Annotated in this window: 21 protein-coding genes; 14 read left to right on the plus strand and 7 right to left on the minus strand. The window is 65.5% G+C overall.

Translation table 11 applies throughout. The features are described 5' to 3' along the window. Nucleotides 1-8: 8 nt before the first annotated feature. A complete protein-coding gene (locus ACNH6H_RS10300) occupies nucleotides 9-230 on the minus strand; it encodes a hypothetical protein (protein ID WP_418321495.1) in 222 nt (73 codons plus the stop codon). On the opposite strand from ACNH6H_RS10300, the gene ACNH6H_RS10305 reads away from it, so the two are divergent. The 7 genes from ACNH6H_RS10305 to ACNH6H_RS10335 all read left to right on the plus strand — a co-directional run bounded on the left by ACNH6H_RS10305 (nucleotide 124) and on the right by ACNH6H_RS10335 (nucleotide 6,862). Beyond that, nucleotides 124-1,347 (plus strand): murein transglycosylase A, encoded by a 1,224-nt coding sequence (locus ACNH6H_RS10305; RefSeq protein ID WP_418317418.1) that lies wholly within the window; start codon nucleotides 124-126, stop codon nucleotides 1,345-1,347. The genes ACNH6H_RS10300 and ACNH6H_RS10305 overlap by 107 nt on opposite strands. A 108-nt stretch (nucleotides 1,348-1,455) precedes the next feature. Next, nucleotides 1,456-1,959, plus strand: coding sequence for a hypothetical protein (locus tag ACNH6H_RS10310; protein WP_418317420.1), 504 nt, complete (start codon nucleotides 1,456-1,458; stop codon nucleotides 1,957-1,959). Beyond that, on the plus strand, nucleotides 1,956-2,660 hold the full coding sequence (locus ACNH6H_RS10315; RefSeq protein ID WP_418317421.1) for an SDR family oxidoreductase: 705 nt from the start codon (nucleotides 1,956-1,958) through the stop codon (nucleotides 2,658-2,660). Before ACNH6H_RS10310 ends, ACNH6H_RS10315 begins: the two co-directional genes overlap by 4 nt. 196 nt (nucleotides 2,661-2,856) lie before the next feature. After that, nucleotides 2,857-3,858 carry a TRAP transporter substrate-binding protein DctP gene (gene dctP / locus ACNH6H_RS10320; RefSeq protein ID WP_418317423.1) on the plus strand — a complete coding sequence of 334 codons (1,002 nt, stop codon included), beginning with the start codon at nucleotides 2,857-2,859 and terminating at the stop codon, nucleotides 3,856-3,858. Then, nucleotides 3,848-4,387 carry a TRAP transporter small permease gene (locus tag ACNH6H_RS10325; RefSeq protein ID WP_418317424.1) on the plus strand — a complete coding sequence of 180 codons (540 nt, stop codon included), beginning with the start codon at nucleotides 3,848-3,850 and terminating at the stop codon, nucleotides 4,385-4,387. Before dctP ends, ACNH6H_RS10325 begins: the two co-directional genes overlap by 11 nt. A gap of 55 nt (nucleotides 4,388-4,442) precedes the next feature. Next, nucleotides 4,443-5,750 (plus strand): TRAP transporter large permease, encoded by a 1,308-nt coding sequence (locus ACNH6H_RS10330; protein WP_418317425.1) that lies wholly within the window; start codon nucleotides 4,443-4,445, stop codon nucleotides 5,748-5,750. Then, entirely contained in the window at nucleotides 5,750-6,862 is a 1,113-nt protein-coding gene (locus tag ACNH6H_RS10335; protein ID WP_418317426.1) for an NADH:flavin oxidoreductase/NADH oxidase, read from the plus strand. The genes ACNH6H_RS10330 and ACNH6H_RS10335 overlap by 1 nt, the downstream gene beginning before the upstream one ends. 17 nt (nucleotides 6,863-6,879) lie before the next feature. On the opposite strand, the gene glgX is transcribed toward ACNH6H_RS10335, so the two are convergent. After that, nucleotides 6,880-9,042 (minus strand): glycogen debranching protein GlgX, encoded by a 2,163-nt coding sequence (gene glgX, locus ACNH6H_RS10340; RefSeq protein WP_418317427.1) that lies wholly within the window; start codon nucleotides 9,040-9,042, stop codon nucleotides 6,880-6,882. 167 nt (nucleotides 9,043-9,209) lie between these two features. Here glgX and ACNH6H_RS10345 point away from each other — a divergent pair, with 167 nt between their 5' ends. Next, on the plus strand, nucleotides 9,210-10,598 hold the full coding sequence (locus ACNH6H_RS10345) for an FAD-containing oxidoreductase (RefSeq protein ID WP_418317429.1): 1,389 nt from the start codon (nucleotides 9,210-9,212) through the stop codon (nucleotides 10,596-10,598). Nucleotides 10,599-10,609: 11 nt separating this feature from the next. Next, nucleotides 10,610-11,602, plus strand: coding sequence for an LLM class flavin-dependent oxidoreductase (locus tag ACNH6H_RS10350; RefSeq protein ID WP_418317430.1), 993 nt, complete (start codon nucleotides 10,610-10,612; stop codon nucleotides 11,600-11,602). On the opposite strand, the gene ACNH6H_RS10355 is transcribed toward ACNH6H_RS10350, so the two are convergent. Both ACNH6H_RS10355 and ACNH6H_RS10360 read right to left on the minus strand, forming a co-directional pair. Further along, nucleotides 11,599-12,078: a SixA phosphatase family protein gene (locus ACNH6H_RS10355; protein WP_418317431.1), complete on the minus strand. Its 480-nt coding sequence runs from the start codon at nucleotides 12,076-12,078 to the stop codon at nucleotides 11,599-11,601. The genes ACNH6H_RS10350 and ACNH6H_RS10355 overlap by 4 nt on opposite strands. Before the next feature lie 25 nt (nucleotides 12,079-12,103). After that, a complete protein-coding gene (locus ACNH6H_RS10360) occupies nucleotides 12,104-12,625 on the minus strand; it encodes an Lrp/AsnC family transcriptional regulator (RefSeq protein WP_418317433.1) in 522 nt (173 codons plus the stop codon). A gap of 159 nt (nucleotides 12,626-12,784) precedes the next feature. On the opposite strand from ACNH6H_RS10360, the gene ACNH6H_RS10365 reads away from it, so the two are divergent. The 5 genes from ACNH6H_RS10365 to ACNH6H_RS10385 all read left to right on the plus strand — a co-directional run bounded on the left by ACNH6H_RS10365 (nucleotide 12,785) and on the right by ACNH6H_RS10385 (nucleotide 19,664). Then, nucleotides 12,785-16,372: an indolepyruvate ferredoxin oxidoreductase family protein gene (locus tag ACNH6H_RS10365; protein ID WP_418317434.1), complete on the plus strand. Its 3,588-nt coding sequence runs from the start codon at nucleotides 12,785-12,787 to the stop codon at nucleotides 16,370-16,372. Nucleotides 16,373-16,489: 117 nt separating this feature from the next. Next, entirely contained in the window at nucleotides 16,490-17,458 is a 969-nt protein-coding gene (gene arsS, locus ACNH6H_RS10370) for an arsenosugar biosynthesis radical SAM (seleno)protein ArsS (protein ID WP_418317435.1), read from the plus strand. A gap of 66 nt (nucleotides 17,459-17,524) precedes the next feature. Beyond that, on the plus strand, nucleotides 17,525-18,322 hold the full coding sequence (locus ACNH6H_RS10375) for a UPF0149 family protein (RefSeq protein ID WP_418317436.1): 798 nt from the start codon (nucleotides 17,525-17,527) through the stop codon (nucleotides 18,320-18,322). Nucleotides 18,323-18,359: 37 nt separating this feature from the next. Next, nucleotides 18,360-19,139 carry a metallophosphoesterase gene (locus ACNH6H_RS10380; protein WP_418317438.1) on the plus strand — a complete coding sequence of 260 codons (780 nt, stop codon included), beginning with the start codon at nucleotides 18,360-18,362 and terminating at the stop codon, nucleotides 19,137-19,139. A 102-nt stretch (nucleotides 19,140-19,241) separates the two neighbouring features. After that, the gene (locus tag ACNH6H_RS10385; RefSeq protein WP_418317440.1) at nucleotides 19,242-19,664 is read left to right on the plus strand and encodes a universal stress protein; all 423 of its coding nucleotides are present in this window, start codon (nucleotides 19,242-19,244) and stop codon (nucleotides 19,662-19,664) included. Between the two features lie 28 nt (nucleotides 19,665-19,692). Here the strand turns inward: ACNH6H_RS10385 and ACNH6H_RS10390 are convergent, their stop codons facing one another. From ACNH6H_RS10390 to ACNH6H_RS10400, 3 genes are all read right to left on the minus strand, one after another. Further along, the gene (locus ACNH6H_RS10390; RefSeq protein WP_418317442.1) at nucleotides 19,693-20,313 is read right to left on the minus strand and encodes a TetR/AcrR family transcriptional regulator; all 621 of its coding nucleotides are present in this window, start codon (nucleotides 20,311-20,313) and stop codon (nucleotides 19,693-19,695) included. A gap of 120 nt (nucleotides 20,314-20,433) precedes the next feature. Continuing rightward, entirely contained in the window at nucleotides 20,434-20,577 is a 144-nt protein-coding gene (locus tag ACNH6H_RS10395; protein ID WP_418317443.1) for a hypothetical protein, read from the minus strand. A gap of 229 nt (nucleotides 20,578-20,806) precedes the next feature. Beyond that, complete coding sequence (locus tag ACNH6H_RS10400; RefSeq protein ID WP_418317444.1) at nucleotides 20,807-22,348, minus strand: CoA-acylating methylmalonate-semialdehyde dehydrogenase; 1,542 nt, start codon at nucleotides 22,346-22,348, stop codon at nucleotides 20,807-20,809. Nucleotides 22,349-22,462: the final 114 nt, after the last annotated feature.

A 22,462-nucleotide genomic window follows, 5' to 3' on the forward strand; every position in this document is an offset into this window, starting at 1 on the left:
CTGCGGGTTCAGGTCGCGTCGTCGTTGTCGTCCGATTCCTTGCGCTCGCCCTTGTTGCGGCCGGCAAACATCGTCCACCAGACGATCAGCACCAGCAGGCATCCGGCGGCCAGAGCTTCGAGCATGAGCAACAACATCGCGGATCTTTTCAGGAAGCTGGCGCGTTTGCGGCAGCGGCCAGGCGGCAATGTGACGTCGAGGCCTGCCAGCGCATCGGCAATACTGTTCATTCTAGGCATCGTCGCCGGTTGTGCGACGGCGCCGCCCGACGAGCCGCCGCAGCCCGCCCCGGCGCCGGTCGACGTGCCCGCTCCGCAGCCGAAGCCTGCGGCAGCCGCGCCGGCGGACATGCTGCTGCAGGCACATTCGCGCTGGATCGCCGCCGAATGGCATGAGTTGCCGGGTTGGCAGCTCGACCGGGTTGCCGAGATCTGGCCGGCACTGCGGCGCGGCTGTGAACGCCCGACGGCCGCGTGGGCACGGCTGTGTGCCGACGCCAGGAGCGCGCCGGCGATGAGCGATGAGCAGACCCGGCAGTGGCTGCAGCAGCGGCTGCGGCCTTACCGTGTCGAGAGCCACGACGGCGCTGCCAATGGCCTGTGCACCGGCTATTTCGAGCCGCTGATCGAGGCCAGCCGGTTGCCGCGCGGCGCGATGCGCGTGCCGTTGTACGGCGCACCGGCCGATCTGCTGAGCCGCAAGCCTTATTGGACACGGCAACAGATCGACAGCCTGCCGCTGGCGCAGGCCAGCCTGCGCGGCCGCGAACTGGCCTATGTTGCCGACCCGCTCGATGCGCTGATCCTGCAGATCCAGGGCTCGGGCCGGCTGGTGCTGACCGAGGCCGACGGCAGCCGCAAACTGGTGCGCGCCGCATTTGCCGGCCACAACGACCAGCCTTATCGCTCGGTTGGCCGCTGGCTGATCGACCAGCGCGAACTGCGCCCGGAACAGGCCTCGTGGCCCGGCATCAAGGCCTGGGCAAAAGCCAACCGCAACCGCATCAACGAGATGTTGTGGACCAATCCGCGCGTCGTCTTTTTCCGCGAGGAGCCGCTGCCGGACCCCGAACAAGGCCCGCGCGGTGCGCAGGGCGTACCGCTGACACCCGAACGATCGATCGCGGTCAATCCGCAGAGCATTCCCTACGGCACGCCGGTCTGGCTCGATACCACCGAGCCGCTCAGCAGCACGCCGCTGCGCCGGCTGGTGATGGCGCAGGATACCGGCAGCGCGATCACCGGCGCGGTGCGTGCCGACTATTTCTGGGGGTGGGGCGACGTCGCCGAGCAGCAGGCCGGGCGGATGAAACAGTCGCTGCGGATGTGGGTATTGTGGCCGCGGTGAATCGCCGTGACGTCGCGGCAATCACCGCGCGATGCGCAGCGGTATTGGCCGCGCTGCAGAATCGGTGCTGAAGTCGGATTGCGGCTGCCAACCCACTGGAGATACGCGATGCCTGTACCGATCCGTCTGCCCGGCACGTTGATCGCCGGGCTCGCACTGGTTGTTGCGGCCGGCATGCCGATCGATGCCTCGGCGCAGGTCCATGCCGGCGTCGTCATCCAGGCCCATCATGGCGGCGGCCATCACTGGCGTGGCCGTCATCACCACGGCCACCGTGGTCATGGCTGGGCCGGGCTGGCGCTCGGCATCGGGCTCGGCACGCTGATCCTCAGCCGCCCATGGGAGCCGGTCGTCGTCGAGCGGCCAGTGCCGGTCTACGTCGACCCGCCGATGCAGCCGCCCGACCACTTCGCCGAATCGAGACCGGTACCGCCGCGGCCCGCGGACCCGGTGGTCTATCCGAGCCACGGACAAAGCGCGCAGCAGCTGGAAGCCGATCGCCAGGCCTGCAACCGCTGGGCGACGACGCAACGCGATGCGATGGCCGATGCGAGCGTCTTCCATCGCGCGACATTGGCCTGTCTGGAAGGTCGCGGGTATACCGTCAGGTGACCGCCGACGCACGGCCGACGCTGTGCCGCCTCGACGGCAAGCGGATCCTGGTCACGCAGGCCGATATCTTCATGGGCCCTGTGTTGTGTGAGGTGTTCGCCCGCCTCGGCGCCGATGTGATTGCCGACAGCAGAACACTCGATGCCGATCCGCTGCTGCCGCAGGCCATCGTCGATGCGGCCGGCCGCGTCGATGTGCTGGTCGCCCATCTTGCGACACCGGCACCGACGACACGTGCCGACCAGGTCGAAGAAGACGAGTGGCGCATGGTATTCGCGCAGATGGTCGATCCGCTGCCGCGCCTGTTGCGTGCGGTCGTGCCGCAGATGCGTGAGCGAGGCCGCGGCAAGCTGCTGGTGATCGGCAGCGCGTCGGCATTGCGCGGCATCAGGCGGGCGTCGAGTTACAGCGCGGCGCGCGGCGCCCAGTTGGCCTGGGTGCAGGCTGTCGGCGTCGAACTGGCAGCGGACGGCATCCAGGTCAATGCAATCGCGCAGAATTTTGTCGACAACCCGACCTACTTCCCGCCCGAGGTTCAGGCCAACGAGGCCTTCCAGCAGCGATTGAAACGCGAGGTGCCACTCGGCAGGCTGGTCAGTGCCGAAGAGGATGCGCTGCTTGCGGCCTACCTGTGCAGCGATGCCGCAGACTGTTTTGTTGGCCAGGTCTTCCCGATCAGCGGCGGCTGGGCAACACGCTAGAACCCGCGAGCGCTCCGGCGGGCCCGGCTGCACGCCGTTTATTGGCTCCTGTGGTGGTATCCACTAACGACGGTCCAGGGTTCTTCACGTATATTTTTGAAGCCTGAGTAACAGGTTCGCCGTACGGCGTGCCTTGAGCAACGCGACACACTGCGTTGTGCTTCCCCCCGATCGGAATGCCCACCAGGAGATCTCAATGACCCGCCGCCCCCTCGCCACGATCGTTTCCGGCCTGCTGTTGGCAGCTTTGCCGTTTGCATCGGCAAATGCTGAAATCACCTTCAAGGCCTCGCATCAGTTCCCTGGCGGCAAAGGCGACGTGCGCGACGAGATGGTGCAGATGATCGCGAAGGAAGTCGCGGCGGCCAATGTCGGGCTGACGATCAAGGTCTTCCCCGGTTCCAGCCTCGTGAAGGCGCAGGAGCAGTGGAAGGCGATGATGACCGGCCAGATCGACATGACCGCATTCCCGCTCGATTACGCGTCGGGCTTCCATCCGCAATTCGGCGCGACGCTGATGCCGGGGCTGGTCAAGAGCCATGCCCATGCGCGACGCATCAACGACTCCGCCTTCATGAAGGAGATCAAGTCGATCATCGAACAGGGCGGCGCAAAGGTACTCGCCGATGCCTGGCTGGCCGGCGGCTTCGGTGGCAAGGACAAATGCATCCGCAAGCCCGATGACGTCAACGGCATGAAGGTCCGTTCGGCCGGTGCGACCTTTGCGCAGATGTGGGCCGGCGCCGGCGCATCGATCGTCTCGATCCCGTCGAGCGAGGTCTACAACGCATTGCAGCAGGGTGTCGCGCAGGGCACCGATACCTCGTCGGGCAGCTTCGTTTCGTTCCGCCTCTACGAGCAGCTGAAATGCCTGACCGCGCCGGGCGACAACGCCTTGTGGTTCATGTACGAGCCGGTGCTGATCTCGAAGAAGAGCTGGGACAAGCTGAACGATGCGCAGAAGAAGGCATTGACTGCGGCGTCGAAGAAGGCCGAGGATTATTTCGAGTCGGAGTCGAAGAAGCTCGACGACGAACTGGTCGATACCTTCAAGAAGAACAAGGTCGAGGTCATCACGCTGAGCGACGCCGAAGCCGACGCCTGGCGCGCCGTCGCGCAGAAGACCTCGTACAAGGTCTTCGCCGAGAAGGTACCCGGCGGCAAGGAGCTGATCGAGAAGGCATTGAGTGTCAAGTGAGGCAGCGCCCTTGCCCGCCTGGGTGAGGGCTGTCCACGCGGTCTCGCGGCTGTTCGGCGTCATTGCGGCGCTGATGATCCTGGTCTCGATCGGGGTCGTCTGCCACATGGTCTTCGTCCGCGCCGTGCTCGGCGAGTCGTCGATCTGGCAGACCGAATTCGTCACCTTTTCGCTGGTCGCGGCGACCTTTCTCGGCGCGCCCTACATCCTGCTGACCCGCGGCCATGTCGCGGTCGACCTCGTTCCGCTGATGTCGTCGATGGCAACGCGCCGCCGCCTGCATTTTTTCGGCAGCGTGATTGCGCTCGGGTTCTGCGCGATCTTTCTCTACGCGGCGATCCCGTGGTGGCATGAGACCTGGGTCAGCGGACAGACCACCCCGTCGATCTGGCGTGCACGGGTGTGGATTCCCTACCTGTCAGTGCCGGTCGGACTGGGCCTGTTGTGCTTGCAGTATCTGGCCGAGATCTGGCTGGTGCTGACACGCCGCGACAAGCCGTTCGGAATGGAACCGAAGGAACAAGCATGAGCGCCGTCCGGCGCCCGGCCATCCATCCGTTGCAGAACGCTGCCGGAGGCTGCCCATGAATCCGCTGATCATCGGAGCGCTGATCCTCGTCGTCACCGTCGCCGTGCTGGCGACCGGCTTGCCGATCGCCTTCGGCCTCGGTGCCGTCGCGCTGGCGTTCATGCTCTATTTCGACGGCTGGAACAGCGTGCATTTCGTGCCCGAAACGATCTTCGCCGGCCTCAGCGACTTCACGCTGGTCTCGCTGCCGATGTTCGTGATCATGGGTGCGGCGGTGGCGTCGTCGCGTGCCGGCAGCGATCTGTACGAGGCGCTGGCACGCTGGCTGCATCGGGTGCCCGGCTCGCTGGTGATCTCGAACATCGGCGCCTGCGCGCTGTTTTCGGCGCTGACCGGCTCGTCGCCGGCGACCTGCGCGGCGATCGGCAAGATGGGCATACCGGAGATGCGCAAGCGCGGCTACGACGCCGATCTCGCGACCGGCGCGATTGCCGCCGGCGGCACGCTGGGCATCCTGATCCCGCCGAGCATCACGATGATCCTCTACGGCATCGCGTCCGAAACCTCGATCGGACGGCTGTTCATCGCCGGCATCATCCCGGGCCTGCTGCTGGTCGCCCTGTTCATGATGTGGGCGCTGTTCCTGAGCTGGAAACGCGGCACCGTGCTGGTCGATGCCGACCGCATCTATTCGATGAAGGAAAAGCTCGAGCTGCTGCCGAAGCTGCTGCCCTTCATTGCGGTGATCGTCGGCGTCGTCTATGCGCTGTACGGCGGCATCGCGACACCGTCGGAGGCGGCCGGCGTCGGCGCCGCGCTGTGTCTGGTGATGGTGATCGTGATCTACCGCGTCTGGCGGCTGACCGACCTGTGGCACATCCTGCGCGACGGCCTGCGCGAATCGGGCATGCTGCTGATGATCATCGGCACCTCGATCCTGTTCGGCTACATGATGTCGTCGCTGCAGGTCACGCAGACGGTCGCGACGATGATCGGCGAGCTGCAGGTGAATCGCTGGATCATCCTTGCCGCAATCAACGTGATGCTGCTGCTCGCCGGCTGCTTCCTGCCGCCGGCGGCGATCATCCTGATGACCACGCCGATCCTGATGCCGGTGATCCTCGCCGCCGGTTTCGACCCGATCTGGTTCGGCGTGATCCTGACGATCAATATGGAGCTCGGGCTGATCACGCCGCCGGTCGGCCTGAACCTGTTCGTGATCAACGGCATCGTTCCGGACGTCAGCCTGCCGACGATCCTGAAGGGCGCCTTCCCGTTCATGATGTGCATGATCGTCGCGATCGTGATCCTGTGCATCTTCCCCGAACTGGCAACCTGGTTGCCGTCGACGGTGATGGGTTGATGGCCCGCCTGTTCGAGCCGCTGCAACTCGGCACGCTGCAGCTGGCGAACCGGATCGTCATCGCGCCGATGTGCCAGTACTCGGCGAGCGACGGCACGCCCGGCGACTGGCACCTGATCCACCTCGGCCAGCTGGCGTTGTCGGGCGCCGGCCTGTTGATCATCGAGGCAACGGCGGTATCGGCCGAGGGCCGCATTTCGCCGGCCGACCTCGGCCTGTATTCGGACGCCAACGAGGCTGGCCTGGCCCGCATCCTGGCGGCGGTTCGCCGGTTTTCGCAGATGCCGATCGCGATGCAGATCAGCCACGCCGGGCGCAAGGCGTCGAGCCGCGCCCCATGGGACGGTGGCAGCCAGATCACACCTGACGCCGGCGGCTGGCAGACGCTGGCGCCGTCGGCGCTGCCGCATGGTGCAGCCGAATTGCCGCCGATCGCACTCGATGCAGCCGGGCTGGCGAAGGTGCGGGCCGATTTTGTCGGTGCGGCACGACGCGCGGCCCGGCTCGGCATCGACGGCCTGGAGATCCATGCCGCACACGGTTATCTGCTGCACCAGTTCCTGTCGCCGCTTGCCAACCAGCGCGGCGATGCCTACGGCGGCAGCCTGGAAAACCGGATGCGCTTTCCGCTCGAGGTCTTCGATGCGGTGCGCGACGCCTTTCCGGCCGATCGACCGGTGTGGATGCGGATTTCAGCGACCGACTGGGTGCCCGAAGGCTGGGACATCGACGGCACGGTGGCGCTCGCGCAGCGCCTGAAGGCGCGCGGTTGCTCGGCGGTCCACATCACCAGTGGCGGCGTCTCGCCGCTGCAGTCCATCAAGCTCGGCCCGGGTTTCCAGGTGCCATTTGCCCGCCGGGTCAAGGCCGAAGTTGGTCTGCCAACGCTTGCCGTCGGTCTGATCACCGAGGCCGATCAGGCCGAGGCGATCATCGCCAACGGCGAGGCCGATGCGGTGTCACTGGCTCGCGCCATGCTCTACGACCCACGCTGGCCGTGGCATGCCGCGGCCAGACTCGGCGCCAGCGTCGATGCGCCGAAGCAGTATTGGCGTTCGCAGCCGCGCGAGTTGAAGGATCTGTTCGACGGCGCGGCATTCGGCCAGCGCTGACGCGCCGGCCGAGCGCATCACGGCAGCGAGACCAGCATCTCGTGCAGCCAGTCCGAGCGCTGGCCGACACCTTCGGTGACGAAGGCGACCACCGAGCGGCCCGTCAACGTGCAGCCGGCCTTCGGTTCGAGATCCTGCAGCGTCTGCGGCTCGAGCGCAGTGTCGAACAGACGCGACCACTTTGCACCTTCCGGCAGATCGGGCAACTGGAACTCGATCTCCTCGTGCCAGGCATTGAACAGCAGCAACACACTCGCATCGGTGCCCGGCTTCGGGATCGCCGACACCCGGGCCCGGCCGTCGAGCAGGATGCCGAAGCAACGGGTATGGGCATCGGCCCATTGCTCCTCGGTCATCTCGCCACCCTGCGCATTCAGCCAGGTGACGTCCTTGTAGCCGAGCCCTTCGCTATCGACGCCGGTCAGGAAGCGATTGCGCCGCAGCACCGGCAGCGCCTTGCGCAAGGTCAGCAGGCGTTTCGTGAAGGCAGTCAACGCGTGGCCGTGTTCGTCGATCGCTTCCCAGTCGACCCATGAGATCTCGTTGTCCTGGCAATAGGCATTGTTGTTGCCCTGCTGACTGCGGCCGAATTCGTCGCCGGCCAGCAGCATCGGCGTGCCCTGCGACAGCAGCAGCGTTGCCAGCATGTTGCGCTGCTGGCGACGGCGCAAGGCCAGCACATCCGGATCGTCGGTCGGCCCCTCGGCACCGCAGTTCCACGACAGGTTGTCGGAGTGGCCGTCACGGCCGTCCTCTCCATTCGCGTCGTTGTGCTTGTCGTTGTAGCTGACCAGATCGGCGAGCGTGAAGCCGTCGTGCGCGGTCAGGAAATTGACGCTTGCCCATGGCCGGCGGCCGCGGTGGTTGAACTGGTCGGCGCTGGCGGTCAGGCAGTTTGCGAGCACCGGCACCAGGCCTTCGTCGCCTTTCCAGAAGGCGCGCACGGTATCGCGGAACTTGTCGTTCCACTCGGCCCAGCCGGGCGGGAAACTGCTGACCTGGTAGCCGCCCGGCCCGCAGTCCCACGGTTCGGCGATCAGCTTGACGCTGGACAGCACCGGATCCTGCCGGCAGCTGTCGAGGAAGCCGCCACCTTCGTCGAAGCCATGCGGCTCGCGGGCGAGGATCGGCGCGAGGTCGAAGCGGAAGCCGTCGACATGCATCTCGGTGACCCAGTAGCGCAGGCTGTCGGTGACCATCTGCAGCACCCGCGGGTGGCTCAGGTTGACGGTATTGCCGGTGCCGGTATCGTTGATGTAGTAACGCGGCTGGTCGGGCATCAGCCGGTAATAACTCGCGTTGTCGATGCCCTTGAACGAGATCGTCGGGCCGAGTTCGTTGCCTTCCGGCGTGTGGTTGTAGACGACGTCGAGGATCACCTCGAGGCCATTCGCATGGAAGCGGTCGACCATGTGCTTGAACTCGTCGATCGACGGCTCGCATTGGTAACGCGGATCGAGCGCGAAGAAGCCGATCGTGTCGTAGCCCCAGAAATTGGTCAGCCCCTTCTCGAGCATGAACGACTGGTTCAGGAACATCTGCACTGGCAGCAGCTCGACGCTGGTCACACCGAGTTCGCGAATGTGGCGCAGCACCTCGTCGTGCGCCAGTCCGGCAAAGGTGCCGCGCAGGTGTTCGGGCAGCGCCGGATGCCGCTTCGTGAAGCCGCGAACATGGGTTTCGTAGAGCACCGTGCGGTCCCACGGCACCCGTACGTCACGCGGCTGCGTCCATTTGAAATGCGAGTCGACGACGACACATTTCGGCACCAGGTGAGCGCTGTCGCGCTTGTCGAAACTGAGGTCGCCATCGGCATGGCCGACCTCGTAACCGAACAGCTCCGGTCCCCACTTCAACTCGCCGACATGCGCCTTCGCATACGGATCGAGCAGCAGCTTGTTCGGATTGAAACGGTGCCCCTTTTCAGGCTCGTACGGTCCATGCACGCGGTAGCCGTAGCGGGTACCGGGCTTCAGCCCCGGGATGAATCCGTGCCAGACCTCGTCGGTATATTCCGGCAGCTTGACCCGGGCGATTTCACGTTCGCCGGCATCGTCGAAGATGCAGACCTCGACGCAGGTCGCATTCGCCGAAAACAGCGCGAAATTGACGCCGCCGTTCATCGGCGTGGCACCGCGCGTATGGGAGCTGCCTTCTTCCAGTGATTCCGGTTCGAACATGAGGTGGGCGGGTGGTTGGGGGAGCGTGCATTGTGCCGATTCGAATGGCCCCAGCGTTGACCCGGTTGCTGGGCGTTTGGTTCCGCCGCTGCAGCAGCTGCCGAAGCACGCTGTCAGCGGCGCAGGCCGGGCGTATGCTCGGTGCCATTGCGATCAGGAGCCAAGCCATGCCAACCGCAGAAGAAACCTTCGATGCAATCATCATCGGCGCCGGCCAGGCCGGGCCGTCGATCGCGGCGCGCTGCAGCAAGCAAGGCCTGCGCACCGCGGTGATCGAGCGCCATGATTTCGGCGGCACCTGCGTCAATGTCGGCTGCACGCCGACCAAGACCTGGGTCGCCAGTGCACGCGCGATCCACCTGGCCCGCCGCGGTGGCGAATTCGGCTTCGATGTCGGCAGCTTGCGCGTCGACATGGGACGCATCAAGGCGCGCAAGGACGACATCGTCGACAAGTCGCGGACCGGCGTCGAGTCCTGGATGCGCCAGCTCGACAATACCGAGGTGATCGTCGGCAATGCCAAGTTTGTCGCCCCTGGCGTGATCGAGGTCGCGGATCGGCGGCTGAAGGCGCCGAAGATCTTCCTCAATGTCGGCGGCCGCGCGGTGCGGCCCGACCTGCCCGGCATCGACGACGTCGAGACGCTGGACAACGTGTCGATCCTCAGGCTCGACGAGGTGCCGGAGCATCTGGCGATCGTCGGTGGCAGCTACATCGGGCTGGAATTCGCGCAGATGATGCGCCGCTTCGGCGCGGAGGTCACGGTGATCGAGCAGTCCGACCGCCTGCTCGGACGCGAGGATCAGGACATCTCGGACGGCATCCGCGAGATCCTCGAGGCCGAAGGCATTCGCTTCGAGCTTGGCGCCAAATGCCTGTCGCTGGCGCGCAAGGGCAAGCTGATCGAGGTCGGCGCGCAGTGTGGCGAGCAGGCGAAGCCGGTCGTCGCCAGCCACGTGCTGCTCGCCGTCGGCCGGCGTCCGAATACCGACGGCCTCGGGCTCGACAAGGCCGGCATCGAGACCGACGACAAGGGCTACATCACCGTCGACGACCAGTGCCGCACCAGCGCCGAAGGCGTCTGGGCGGTCGGTGATTGCAACGGCCGCGGCGCCTTCACCCACACCTCGTACAACGACCACGAAATCGTCGTCGCCAACCTGTTCGACAACGACCCGCGCCGGCTGTCGGACCGCATCCCCTGTTATGCGCTGTTCATCGATCCGCCACTCGGTCGGGTCGGCATCAACGAGGCGCAGGCACGCGACGGCGGCAAGAAGGTGTTGCAGGCGACGCTGCCGATGCAGCGCGTCGGCCGCGCCCGCGAAAAAAGCGAGACGCAGGGGATGATGAAAGTGCTGGTCGATGCCGACAGCAAGAAACTGCTTGGTGCGGCGATCCTCGGCCTGAACGGCGACGAGGTCGTGCATTCGCTGCTCGACGTGATGAATGCCGGCCGGCCGTACACCGCGATCTCGCGGGCGATGCACATCCATCCAACGGTCACCGAACTGGTGCCGACGCTGCTGCAGCAACTCGAGCCGCTCGGCGACTGACGATCCCCACGATGGCACTTTTTTCGGTTCTCGATCTCTCGCCGATCACTCAGGGCAGCACCGCTGCGCAGTCGTTCCGCAACTCGCTGGATCTCGCGCAGCATGTCGAGCGCTGGGGTTTCAACCGCTACTGGCTGGCCGAACACCATGGCATGCCCGGCATCGCCAGTGCGGCAACCGCGGTGCTGATCGGCCATGTGGCCGGCGGCACCTCGACGATCCGCGTCGGCGCCGGCGGCATCATGCTGCCGAACCATTCGCCGCTGGTAATTGCCGAGCAGTTCGGCACGCTCGAATCGTTGTATCCGGGCCGCATCGACCTCGGCCTCGGCCGCGCACCGGGTTCGGATCCGACCACCGCGCGGGCGTTGCGGCGCAACCTGACATCGGACACCGACGAATTTCCGCGCGACGTCGTCGAGCTGGCCGATTTTTTCTCCGACGAGCCGCGGCAGAGCGTTCGCGCGGTGCCGGGCACCGGCTTGAAGGTGCCGCTGTGGATCCTCGGATCGAGCCTGTTCGGCGCGCAACTGGCGGCGGCACTCGGCTTGCCGTTTGCGTTTGCATCGCACTTCGCGCCGCAGCAGATGATGCAGGCGATCGAGTTGTACCGGCAGCAGTTCCGGCCGTCGCGCGAACGCGCCAAGCCCTATGTGATGCTCGGCTTCAATGTCTTCGCCGCCGACAGCGACGACGAGGCCGCATTTCGCGCGACCTCATGGCAGCAGGCCTTCGTCAACCTGCGCAGCGGCCGGCCGTCGACACTGCCGCCACCGGTCGAGGGTTATCTCGACAGTGTCGGCCCGCAGCAGCGAATGCTGCTCGATTCGGTGCTGTCGTGTTCGGCAATCGGCGCCGCACCGGCGATCGACGCGGCCATCAGGCGGTTCATCGAGCGCACCGGCGCCGACGAACTGATGATCACCTCGCAGATCTTCGACCACGCGGCCCGGCTGCGCTCATACCAGATCGTTGCCGAGACGATGATCGCTGCGCGCCGTTAAGCCAGATCGAGCGTTGCGTGCAGCGGTGCGGCGGCGCCGACATCGGCCCATGAGGCCACGTCAAACCGCAGCTCGACGACCGCACAGGGCGGCAATGCGACGATGGTCCTCGACCAGCGGTGAGCGAGGTCGGTGAATTCCGGGTTGTGACCGAACAGCATCACCTGCTGCAATTCGGCGGACAAGCCTGCGATCACCGACAGCAACTGGCCGGTGCTGCTCGCATACAAAGGCTCCTCGGTGCGGATACGTTCCAGCGGATAGCCCAGTTCGCCGGCCATCAGCCTTGCCGTCGTCAATGCCCGCAAGGCCGGACTCGAGACGATCAGATCCGGTGTCACGCGGCGCGCCGCGAGTCGCGCGCCCATCGCCGAAGCATCGCGCTGACCCCGCTCGGTCAGCGGCCGCTCGCGGTCGGACGCCACCATGTCGCCATGCCCCGCCTGCGCATGCCGGATCAGAAAGAGTTTTTTCATCGCGAATGCTCCGTACGGCTGCGCCTCAACGGGCACGCCCCGGCAAATGACCGAGCGGCAGCGCCGCACCGGCCTTGACCTCGCCGAGCGAAAAGCTGGTGTGGATGTCCTTGACGTTCGGCAGGTTCAGCAAGGTCTTCACCGAAAACTGCGAAAACTGCTCCAGATCGGTCACCATCACCTGCAGTTCGAAGGTGCCGGCACCGGAAATGTAGTGACACGAGATCACCTCGGGCAAGGCGCGCAGCGCCTGTTCGAGGCCGCGGGTCGACTCGCCGTTGTTGCGGTCGGCATCGACGCGGACGAAGGCGAGCACGTCGAGGCCAAGCTTGCGCCGGTTCAGTTCGGCGCGGTAGCCGACGATGTAGCCCTGCGCTTCCAGCCAGCGCACGCGCCGCCAGGTCGGCGCAGCCGACAGGCCGATCCGCTGGGCGAGCTCGGCATTGCTCAGCCGCGCGTCGCGTTGCAGTTCCTCGAGGATCAGCACGTCGTAGCGGTCGAGGCCCGTGCCATGGCGAGCGGCTGTTGTGGTCTCGGCGTTGGTCAAGGGTTTACCCTTTGATTGGTCGATTCAGCAACATTTTATCCAGCAAGCGGTCTACCGACGAAAGAATCTTGCCGCAACGGCGTCTGGCAGCGCAAAGAAAGAAAAGACTCACTTCGTCGCTTTGCCTAAACTGTCTGCTCCCCCAGGAGACACAGCCCGATGAACGCACCGCTGCCAGAAGCCATCCGCAAAGCACTCGAATCGGTCACGATCGACGACAAATACAGCCTTGAACACGGTCGCGCATTCATGAGCGGCGTGCAAGCTCTGGTGCGCCTGCCGATGCTGCAGAAAAAGCGCGACGCGATTGCCGGGCTGGATACCGGCGGCTTCATCAGCGGCTACCGCGGTTCGCCGCTCGGGGGTTACGACCAGGCGCTGTGGCAGGCGAAAAAACACCTGGCGGCACAGAACATCGTGTTCCAGCCCGGCGTCAACGAGGAACTGGCCGCGACCGCCGTCTGGGGCACGCAGCAGCTCGATCTGTACCCGCAGAGCAAGAAGGTCGACGGCGTGTTCGGCATCTGGTACGGCAAGGGGCCCGGCGTCGACCGCTGCTCCGACGTCTTCAAACATGCCAACATGGCCGGCACAGCCAAGCACGGTGGCGTGATCGCGCTGGCCGGTGACGACCACATCGCGAAGAGCAGCACCGCAGCGCACCAGAGCGACCACATCTTCAAGGCCTGCGGGCTGCCGGTATTTTTCCCGTCGAGCGTGCAGGACATCCTCGACATGGGTTTGCATGCCTTTGCGATGAGCCGCTTTGCCGGCGTCTGGTCCGGCATGAAGACGATCCAGGAAATCGTCGAATCGGCAAGCAGCGTCTCGATCGATCCGGACCGCGTGCAGATCGTGTTGCCGGAGGACTTTGCGATGCCGGCCGGTGGCCTGCACATCCGCTGGCCCGATGCGCCGCTCGAGCAGGAAGCGCGGCTGATGAACCACAAGTGGTATGCGGCGCTCGCCTATGTGCGCGCGAACAAGCTGAACCACAACGTGATCGCCGGGCCGAACGACCGCTTCGGCTTGATCGCCAGTGGCAAGGCCTACAACGATACGCGGCAGGCACTGCACGACCTCGGCCTCGACGACGATTCATGCCGGACGCTCGGTATCCGGCTGCACAAGGTCAATGTCGTCTGGCCGCTCGAGGCAACGATCACGCGCGACTTCGCCGCCGGGCTGCAGGAAATCCTCGTCGTCGAGGAAAAGCGCCAGGTGATCGAGTACCAGCTGAAGGAAGAGCTCTACAACTGGCGCGCCGACGTGCGGCCGACGGTGCTCGGCAAGTTCGACGAGGTCGAAGGCGACGAATCGGGCGGCGAGTGGTCGCAGCCGAATCCGAGCGGCAACTGGCTGCTGCGTGCGCAGGCCGACCTGACGCCGGCGCTGATCGCACGGGCGATCGCGAAGCGGCTGAAAAAGCTCGGTGTCGATGCCGATACCGCAGCGCGGATCGATGCGCGGATCGCCTTGCTCGACGCGAAGCAGCGCAGCTCGCAGACCTTGAACCTCGGCACCAACGCTGCAGCCGGCGAACGCACGCCGTGGTTCTGCAGCGGCTGCCCGCACAACACCAGCACCAAGGTGCCGGAAGGTTCACGCGCGGTGGCCGGCATCGGCTGCCACTACATGGCGGTCTGGATGGACCGCAGCACCGTCACCTTCAGCCAGATGGGCGGTGAAGGCGTCAGCTGGATCGGTCAGGCGCCGTTCACGACCGACCAGCACATCTTCGCGAACCTCGGCGACGGCACCTATTACCACTCGGGGCTGCTCGCGGTCCGGCAGAGCATCGCTGCCGGCGTCAACATCACCTACAAGATCCTGTTCAACGATGCGGTCGCGATGACCGGCGGCCAGCCGGTCGACGGCACGATGCGGGTGCCGGAGATGACCCGCGAACTCGATGCCGAAGGCGCAAAGAAGATCGTCGTCGTCACCGACGAGCCGGAAAAATACGACAGCGTCAAATCGCGCCTCGCCGCCGGCGTCACCATCCATCACCGCGACGACCTCGACGCGATCCAGAAGCAGCTGCGCGAATTGCCCGGCTGCAGCGTGATCATCTATGACCAGACCTGCGCGACCGAAAAGCGCCGTCGCCGCAAGCGGGGCACGATGGTCGAGCCGGCAAAACGGGTCGTCATCAACGAGCTGGTCTGCGAAGGCTGCGGCGACTGCTCCGAACAGAGCAATTGCCTGAGCGTCGAGCCGGTCGAGACCGAATTCGGCCGCAAACGGCAGATCAACCAGAACAGCTGCAACAAGGACTATTCCTGCCTGAAGGGTTTCTGCCCGAGCTTTGTCACCGTCGAGGGCGGCGAGCTGAAGACGAAGAACAAGAAGAAGGCCAGCGCCCGACCCGACCCGTTCAGCCTGCCGGCGATTGCCGAACCGACGCTGCCGCTGGCCGAAAAGCCCTGGGGCATCGTAGTCGCCGGCGTCGGCGGCACCGGCGTGATCACGATCGGCCAGTTGCTCGGCATGGCCGCGCACCTCGAAGGCAAGGGCATCGTCACACAGGACGCGGCCGGTCTGGCGCAAAAAGGCGGCGCCACCTGGAGCCACATCCAGATCGCGAACCGGCCCGATGCGATCCAGACCACCAAGGTCGGCACCGCCGAGGCCGACCTGGTGATCGCCTGCGACCCGATCGTTGCCGCGAATCCGGCGACGCTGGCGGTGATGCGTGAACAGCGCACCTACATCGCGCTGAACAGCCACAGCACGCCGACGGCGGCCTTCGTGCACAACCCCGACTGGCAATCTCCGGCCGGCGAATGTGAAAACCTGCTGAGCAGGGCGGTCGGCGCCGAGCATGTCGGCCGCTTCGACGCCGAACAGATCGCTGTCGCACTGCTCGGCGATTCGCTCTATACCAACCCATTGCTGCTCGGTTATGCGTGGCAGAAAGGCAAGCTGCCGCTGAGCCTGGCGGCGCTGATGCGCGCGATCGAGCTGAATGGCGTGCAGATCGACAACAACAAGGCGGCCTTCGCCTGGGGCCGCCGTGCCGCGATCGACCTTGCCGAGGTGCAGCAGCAGGCACGTGCCGCCGGCAGCACCGAGAAGGTCGTGCAGATCGTCCGCAAGCCGGGCCTCGAGCAGATGATCGCGACCCGGGTCGAATTCCTGACCGATTACCAGGATGCGGCATACGCAGCGAGCTACCGCAGCTTCGTCGACAAGGTGCGCGCCGCGGAGGCCCCACTTGGCAGCGACAAGCTGAGCGAGGCGGTGGCCCGTTACCTGTTCAAGCTGATGGCCTACAAGGATGAATACGAGGTCGCGCGGCTGCACACCGACCGCCGATTCGTCGAGCGCATCGCCGAGCAGTTCGACGGCGACTACAAACTCGTGCACCACCTCGCGCCGCCGCTGCTCGGCAAGACCAATGCGCAGGGCGAGCCGGTCAAGCAGGCGTTCGGCCCGTGGATGCGCAGTGCCTTCGGCGTGCTGGCGAAGATGAAAGGCCTGCGCGGCGGGCCGCTCGACATCTTCGGCCGCACCGAGGAGCGCCGCACCGAGCGGGCGCTGATCGACGAATACCGGCAGACGATCGACGAACTGCTGCAGTCGCTGGACGCGGCCAATCTGGCCGCCGCGCTCGAGATCGCGCGACTGCCGGAGCAGATCCGCGGTTACGGCCACGTGAAGGCGCGGCATCTGGCGGCGGTGCGGCCGAAATGGGCGGCGCTGATGCAGCAATGGCGGCAGCCGGCGCAGCAGCAGGCGGCTTGAGCATGGGTCGGCCCGGAGGCCGCCCATCTCCCCGCGTCGGTTGCAGATTTGGCCAGATGTAAGAATGGGTCGTTTTCCCCGACTTGACGGGGACCCCGTCCGCTTTACCTGATCCCGATGCATCCGACCCTGCCCCTGCTGGCCAAGACCGACTTCCCGCCGCTGCGCCGCCAGCACCTGCAGACGCTGCAGGTGAATCTGGGCTACAAGTGCAACCAGAGCTGCCTGCATTGCCACGTCAATGCGGGCCCGAACCGCACCGAGATGATGGACGGCGAGACGGTCGACACGGTGATCGAGGTGCTGCGTACGCGCCGCATCGAGACGCTCGACCTGACCGGCGGCGCACCCGAGCTGAACGAGCATTTCCGCCGCCTGGTCGTCGCCGCGCGTGCGCTCGGCATCCGCGTGATCGACCGCTGCAACCTGACGATCCTGTCCGAGCCGGGCCAGGACACGCTGGCGCAATTTCTGGCCGACAACGGCGTCGAAATCACCGCATCGTTGCCGTGCTACACCTTCGAGCGGGTCGACCGGCAGCGGGGCGACGGTGTCTTCGAGCGCAGCATCGCGGCACTGCAGCAGCTCAATGCACTCGGCTATGCCGATGCCGACGGCGAGCTGGTGCTGAACCTCGTCTACAACCCGCAAGGACCGGTGCTGCCGCCTGGCCAGGTCGAACTGGAGGCCGACTACAAGCGCGAGCTGGCCGCGCACTACGGCATCCGCTTCAACCAGCTGTATGTGCTCGCGAACATGCCGATCCAGCGCTTCGGCAGCACGCTGATCTCGAAGGGCGAGTTCAAGCCCTACATGCAGTTGCTGAAGGACGCCTACCGCGCCGACAACCTCGACACGGTGATGTGCCGCTCGATGGTCAGCGTCGACTGGCAGGGCCACCTCTACGACTGCGACTTCAATCAGATGCTCGCGCTGCCGATGCGGCTCGCGGGTTCGAGCCGGCCGCACCTGCGCGATCTGCTGCAGCATGAGACGACCGGCATGCCGATCCGCGTGGCCGACCATTGCTACGGCTGCACCGCCGGCCAGGGCAGCAGCTGCGGCGGCGCACTGAAGGCGGCCTGAGCACGCGACGCACGGCATTCGGCGGGGCTTCAGCACCGCGATCGAAACGCGGTGGACAATGGCGGCATGGCCAAAACCCCTCCCACGCCGATCCCTTCTTCATCGACCTCGACCGCCCGCGACCTCAGCGACGCGGAGTACGCCGAACTCGACGAGCTGCTCACCGCAACGCCGGAACCGCTGGAGCCGCTCGATGCGGTGATGCTCGACGGCTACCTGTGCGGCGTGCTGGTGCAGCCGCGCCTGATCGATGCCGACGAATGGATGCCGACCGTCTTCGATTTCGACGGCCGGCCATTGCCGGATGATGTCGACCCGGTCTGGCACGGCCGCTGTGTCGAGCTGATCCTGCGACGCCATGGCGCGCTGAACCGCGCGCTGGTCGAGGATGGCTGGTTCGACCCGCTGATCCTCGAGGTCGACAACAGCGCGGCGGCAGATGCGGTTGCCGCAGGCGACGTCGTCGCCGACGAGGCGGCCGATCCGTTTGCCGGCCTCGGCGAGATTTCGCAGTCTTTGATGCCGTGGGTGGCCGGTTTCCAGCATGCGACCGAATGTTTTCCGGACCTGCTCGAACGCCCGGAAGACGATGTCGCGCTGGCGATGGCCAGGCTGTTCCGCCATCTGCCGACGCAGACCGACGAGGAACGCGAAGTCGTTGCGACGCTGGACCGCGAATTTCCGCTGCAAACCCTCGACGATGCGATCGAGGAGCTGGTCGTCACGGTTGCCGACCTCGCCGACCTGACGCGAGACGAGCGCTACCGGGTCGAGACCGTGCAGCGCGCCAGCCCGAAACTCGGCCGCAACGATCCCTGCCACTGCGGCAGCGGCAAGAAGTTCAAGCACTGCCACGGCGCCTGAGCGCCGGCGGAGGCAAGCAACAAGCAGGCGCCGGGAGATGCGGATCCAGTTGTTGTCGGACCTGCACATGGAGACCGAGCCGTTCGATCCGCAGCCGGCGCCGGGCGCGGAATTGCTGGTGCTGGCCGGCGACATCTGCAGCCGCTGGGAAGCCTACCGCTGCTTTGCCGACTGGCCGGTGCCGGTGCTGGCGATCGCCGGCAACCATGAGTACGACCGCCGCGAACTGCGCGAGGCACTGCCTGCCCTGCGCGCGCATTGCGCCGGCTTCGGCATACAGCTGCTCGAACGCCAGTCGGTCGTGCTGCCCGATGACCGCGGCCGCCGGATCCGCTTCCTCGGCACGGTGCGCTGGAGCGATTTCGACCTGTTCGGTCCGGAAGACCGTGCGCGCGCGATCAGGGCCGCGACCTATTACGTCCGGATCATGCAGGCGACCCGCGACGGCGAGGTATTCGACGCCGCCGCGGTGCGTGACGAATCGCTGGCCTGCCGCGCCTGGCTGGAACAGGAACTGGCCGGCGCGCCAGCCGCGGACGCGCACTGGGACGCCACCGTCGTGATCACCCACTATGCGCCGAGCCTGCGCAGCGCCGACCCACGTTATGGCGCGCAACCCGGCACCGCGAGTTTCTGCAATGCAGACGATGAGCTGCTGCCGGCTGCCGATCTATGGATCCATGGCCACCTGCATTGTCGGCACGACTACCGCGTCGCCCATGCCGGTGGCGAAACCCGCGTGCTCAGCAATGCGCGCGGCCACCGGCACCGCGGCGAGACCGACGGATTCGACCCCTTGCTCGTCGTCGAGGTCTGATCACGATCGACCGCAGAATTTGTCCTGCTCTTGCGCTGGAGCAAGTCCGGCGGCGATCAGTCATGTCAAACTGGAGGCTCGAAAAACCGGCGGAGACAGACAATGAAAATCCTGGTTGCGGTTGACGGCAGCGAATTCACGAAGCACATGCTCGCCTACCTTGCTGCGCATGACGAGATGTTTGGATCGGATCACCAGTTCACGGTGCTGACGGTGTCCGCGCCGCTGCCACCGCGAGCGACGGCCGTGCTCGACAAGCAGCTGATGCACGACTACCACGTCGACGAATGCGAGCGGGTCTTCAAGCCGATCCGCGAATTTTTCGACAAGCAGGGCATCAAGGCCGAGTACAGGACCGAAGTCGGACACGCCGGCGATACGATCGCAAAGATCGCCGACCATGACAAGTTCGACATGGTGATGATGGGCTCGCACGGCCATGGTTCGCTGGCCAACCTCGTGATGGGGTCGGTCACCAACAAGGTGCTCGCGCACTGCAAGACGCCGGTGCTGCTGATCCGCTGACCGTTGCGCCCGGCCTGCGCGGCCGGCTTCAGCTGCCGCGCAGTCCTTCGAAACAGGTTTTCGTCAGCATCGAGACGATCTGCTCGGGCTGGTACTGGCCACTGGCCTTCAACAGGCCAAGCACCGGGTCGCAGGCCCGTGCGAACAGCGTGTACATGATCACCTCGACCGGCAGGCTCTTGTCGAGCGCGCCGACCGACTGCGCCGATTCGATCCAGCGGCCGAGTTTTTCACTGACCTCCATCAGCCGATCGAGGTAACTCCTGTTTTCCATCAGCTCGGCGCGCAAGGTCGAGTTCTGCGCCGGAAGGGATGGCATCTCGCCGGCCAGCTGCACCTGCATCGTCCAGCGCGCCACCGCCTTCAGTTGCTCCACCGCATGGGCGGGGTCGGCATTGCGTGGGTCTGCCTCGAGCTCGCCGATCATCGCCAGCGTGCGATCGAGGACGCGGATCATCGCCGCCGCGGCGAGCGCCTCCTTCGACGCGAAATGCTTGTACAGGCTGGCTTTCGCAACACCGACGTCGGCGGCGACCTCGTCGACCGTCATCGCCTCGAAGCCTTTTTCGGCGAGCAGCCGATTGACCGACGAGACGATCGCATCCTCTCTCACCTGCAGGATCTGTTCACGGAAAGATTTTTTCGCCATCGAGGCATTGTAGACGCTTCACATACTTTTTGTACGGAAGAGTCACAAAGCTACCGATTGGTAGCTGGTCGTTGCACAGGCTGGGCTCGCGCGGCCAGGCCCGGCGCCGAGGCCGACTGTTCAATCGGGATGATGCGGCGGGAAACGTTGATCGGTGCCCAGGGGCGATGGCCTGGATGCCACTGCGCCGCGCGGCGCCGCAAAATCGAGCAGCGGGGGCAGTACCGAATCGAGGCTGGCATCGAGCCCGATCTCGACGCCCATGTCGGCACGATCATCTGGCGGCGCCGGTTCGACGGATCGATTCGCCTTGAACCACAGCCAGCTTGCACGCCACATGATTGCCCCCGTTTGGTGCAGGACCCGTGCGGTTCCTGTACCTCTTTTTCGACCATTTTTGGTCGCACTGGAGCAGTGTCGTGTACATACCACGACGAATCTGTGACGATTTGAAAGGGCGTTGTGCGGCGTTGCCGTCGCGCAACGCCCACGGTCAACGCGCTGTCGGCATCACGAATTCGGCACCCTTGCCAATCGTCGACGGCCAGCGCTGCATCACGCTTTTCTGCTTGGTATAGAAACGCACGCCTTCCTCGCCATAGGCGTGCATGTCGCCGAACAGGCTCTTTTTCCAGCCGCCAAAACCGTGCCAGGCCATCGGCACCGGAATCGGCACATTGATGCCGACCATGCCGACCTGCACCCGACGCGAAAACTCCCGCGCGACATTGCCGTCGCTGGTGAAGCAGGCCACGCCGTTGCCGAATTCGTTCGCATTGACGAGCTCGAGCGCGGCCGCGAAATCGGCAACGCGCAGGCAGGCCAGCACCGGGCCGAAGATCTCGTTGCGGTAGATGCTCATCTCCGGCGTCACCCGGTCGAACAGGCTGCCGCCGGTAAAAAAGCCGTTTTCATGGCCCGGCACCTTGAAAGACTCGCCGGTTTGCGGATCGCGGCGACCATCAACGACGAGTTCGGCGCCTTCCTCGACCCCTTGCGCGATATAGCCCTCGATCCGCTCGAGTGCCTGGCGGGTGACGATCGGCCCCATCTCGGCGTCGAGCTCCATGCCGTTTTTCACCTTCAGCGCCTTCGCGCGCTCGGCGAGTTTCGGCACGACCTTGTCTGCCACGTCGCCGACCAGCACCGCAACGCTGATCGCCATGCAGCGCTCGCCTGCCGAGCCGTAGGCGGCGCCGATCAGCGCGTCGACCGCCTGCTCGATGTCGGCATCCGGCATCACGACCATGTGGTTTTTCGCGCCGCCGAGCGCCTGCACCCGTTTGCCGTGGTGCGCGCCGGTCTCGTAGATGTACTGGGCAATCGGCGTCGAGCCGACAAAACTGAGCGCCATCACGTCGGGATGCGCCAGCAAGGCGTCGACAGCCACCTTGTCGCCCTGCACGACATTGAATACGCCGTCGGGCAGCCCGGCCTGCTTCAGCAGTTCGGCCATGAACAGGCTCGGCGACGGATCACGCTCGCTCGGCTTCAGGATGAAGGCATTGCCGGTTGCGAGGGCGACCGGAAACATCCAGCACGGCACCATGCACGGGAAATTGAACGGCGTGATGCCGGCGACGACGCCGAGCGGTTGGCGCAGCGTCCAGTTGTCGATGCCGGTTGAGACCTGGTCGGTGTAGTCGCCCTTCAGCAGTTGCGGCACGCCGCAGGCGAATTCGATGATGTCGATGCCGCGCGTGACCTCGCCTTGCGCATCGGTGAATACCTTGCCATGTTCGGCGGTGATCATCGCGGCCAGCGTGTCCTTGTGCTGGTTCATCAGTTCGAGAAACTTGTTCAGCACCCGGGCGCGGCGGATCGGCGGTGTATCGCCCCACGCCGGTTGCGCCGCCTTCGCAGCGGCCACCGCAGCGCCGACCTCATCGGTGGTCGCCAATGCCACCTGCCGGGCGACCTCGCCGCTGGCCGGGTGGTAGACCGGCTGGCGCCGCCCACTGTCGCTGGCGACGACACGACCATTGATGAAATGACCGACTTCGGTCGTCGCGGTAAAGGCTTCGGGAGCGCCCATCTTTGTCTCCTGGAAAAAATCTGCGGCTGCGCGGCGCCGCAGCCGGCTTTCCGGCCGGACTGGACACCAGCCGCCATTGTCGAACGATTCCAGCATCCCCGGCCGAGCCGGGGC

This window comes from Pseudideonella sakaiensis (assembly GCF_048320135.1).
In the GTDB taxonomy this organism is placed as follows: domain Bacteria; phylum Pseudomonadota; class Gammaproteobacteria; order Burkholderiales; family Burkholderiaceae_C; genus Ideonella_A; species Ideonella_A sakaiensis_A.